Origin of the sequence: Streptococcus mitis (assembly GCF_001579035.1) — a bacterium.
In the GTDB taxonomy this organism is placed as follows: Bacteria; Bacillota; Bacilli; order Lactobacillales; family Streptococcaceae; genus Streptococcus; species Streptococcus mitis_J.
The window spans coordinates 49,735-52,334 of sequence record NZ_KQ970288.1; the positions used below are offsets into that span (position 1 = coordinate 49,735).

The following is a 2,600-nucleotide window of genomic DNA, read 5'->3' on the forward strand; positions in this document are numbered from 1 at the left end:
ACCTAGAAAAGGTGCTGCACCTGCTTGCCAGAATAGCCAATTCAAAACTTCTACCTTTTCCACAGGATTACTTGGTAAAAAGGTTCCAAATTTCTCAGCAAGGTAAAGAAGAATATGAGCAGACTCAAAGACTCTTACATTTTCAGTCCCTGACTGGTCCAACAAGGCTGGAATCTTGGAATTTGGATTGAGCTTTACGAAGTCTGAACCGAATTGATCCCCATCCATGATAGCAATCTTATACAAGTCATAAGCCGCTTGCTCAAAACCAGCTTCTAGTAATTCTTCCAATAAGATAGTGACCTTCACACCATTTGGTGTTCCCAGTGAATAAAGCTGAAAAGGTTGTTCTCCTTTTGGCAAGTTTTGTTGGAAACGTGCACCTGCTGTTGGTCTATTTAGTCCTGTAAAGGCTCCTTGATTACTAGCTTCATCCTGCCATACGGTCGGTATAACATTTTGAAATAACTTGCATACCATTCAACTATTTTGACTTAACTTAAGAATATTTTCAACATACACAAACAATACGATGAAACGTAAGCGTCCAATAACCAAGTATATTGAAAAACAGCTCTCCACGTGATGCGGAGAGCTGTTTTTCGACAAGGTGTTGTAACAATCTGAGAATATAGTTTTCATTTTGAAAATGTCAAACTCTCTTCTTGCTTCCATAATCTCTTGTCTATTGATTATTCATCTTCTTTTTCTTTGTTGCAAATAAGCCTACTCCTGATAATAGAGTTGCAATTGCTAGAAGAACTGTTCCAGATATTGATGTACCTGTGTTTGGAAGTTCTTTTTGACTGTTTCGTTTTGAAACGTTCGCTGCTAATTTAGCATCTGCTGCATCTTCTAAAGTTTCTCCGTTTGATGCATTTGTTGCATTGTTAGCTGCTTGATCATCAGTTGCTACTAAAGCTTGGTTTAACTTGAATTCTTCTAAACGTTTCACCATTGCATCCACTTCTACTTGACTTGCGTCTGCATTAGCAAATACTTTCTTAGCGTCTGCTAATAAGTCATTCGCTTCTTTTGCAGTTTCTGCATCAAGCTTAGCTGATTCTTTGATAATCAATTCATCCAATTGATAGATAGCACCTTCTAACTTAGCTTTATTCACTTTTGCGTCAGTGTTATTAGCTCCAGCATTGTATGGTACATATTGTTTGAACGCATCATCTCTTGGAATTGCTAATACTTGACCTTCTTTTGTAACGATTGTTACATTTCCGGCTTTATCAATGTTAACCGCTAAATCAGTCTTACCATCTTTAGTAACTTTCATATTACCATCTTTGTCGATTGTAATCGTCATCTTAGAATCTTTAGATGTGTAAACTGTGTTTCCATCTTTATCTGTTGATTTAATGTAAGCATCTAAATCGAATTCTGGAACGTTTGTGATAGTACCTAGAACTTTGAATTGGAATTTCGCTTTTTCTTCTGGAGTAATATCCGCAAGATTTGTTACCTCTACTTTACTCAAGTCGATATCAAGATTATCTCCACCATGTTTAGATTTAGACACAGCTTCTTTATCTTTCACTAGTTGTTCTTTAGAAATTGTTGCTGTAGAACCGTCTGGCATTGTTACTGTTGCGTTTCCTTGGTTATCCACCACTACAGTTGCTCCTGGGTTGACTGCTTCAATTGCTTTCTTAACAGCTTCTTTTGCGTCTTTTGTTAAGTTTTCTTTATCTCCAACTAATGTACGAGTAACTGGTGTTTTCACTTTAGCATTTGTTGCTTCGTCAGCAAGATTGGTAGCAGGGATTACTAAGTCTGTTGATGGGATGTTAAGAACTGTTCCGTCAGCTTTCGTTACTGTTGCGTTTCCTTTGTCGTCTACCACTACAGTTGAACCTGAGTTGACTGCTTCAACAGCTTTCTTAACAGCAGCTTTCTCTTCTGGAGTTAAGCTTTCTTTATCTGCTACTACAGTCTTAGCTGCTGGTGTGTTTGCATCATTTCCACCATTATCTTTCTTAGCATCGTCTTGGACTTTAACTAAATCTGTTGATGGGATAACTGATACATTACCGTCTTTAACTACTGCTGCTTTTCCTTTGTCATCTACTACAACTTCAGCACCTGGATTTGCTGCTTTAACTTTGTCTTCGATTGCTTTCTTCTCAGCGTCAGATAATTTCTCAGGGTTTGCTACTTTTGTTTTTGCTGCTGGTGTAACTGCGTTGTCTTTTGCACCATTAGGTTGTGTAACTTCATCGGTAGAAACTTCAGTGATGTTACCATTCTCAGGATTTACAGTATAAACTGTAGTCGTTTTAACTACGTTATCACCTTGTTTTTTATAAGTAACTTTATCTTTTGCAGCTACTTTAACAACAGTGCTAGTCGCTGGAGTAATAACAGGTTCACCAACATGTTCTTCTACTGCTCCTGTATTTTCATTTACAGTATATGTTGTTGTTGTAACCTTGCTACCTTTTTGACCAGGAGTAGTGATATTTTCTGAATCTTTTTCTCTTGAATCATCTTTTTCATAAACAACTTTTGGTTCAATATCTTCAGTAACTACTTTGTCTTTAGCTCCGTCTTCAGAGATAGTTTCTTTAGTAGTTTCAGCTTCACTAACA

Annotated in this window: 1 protein-coding gene and 1 pseudogene; both read right to left on the minus strand. The window is 37.2% G+C overall.

Annotation, left to right across the window (positions count from 1 at the left end; all coding sequences use genetic code 11):
• Positions 1 to 480: pseudogene (locus SMIDD26_RS06415) on the minus strand (glutathione-dependent disulfide-bond oxidoreductase); the annotation flags it as partial.
• A 205-nt stretch (positions 481 to 685) separates the two neighbouring features.
• The coding region (locus tag SMIDD26_RS06420) for a MiiA motif-containing surface protein (protein ID WP_167747486.1) at positions 686 to 2,600 on the minus strand (1,915 nt) is incomplete at its 5' end.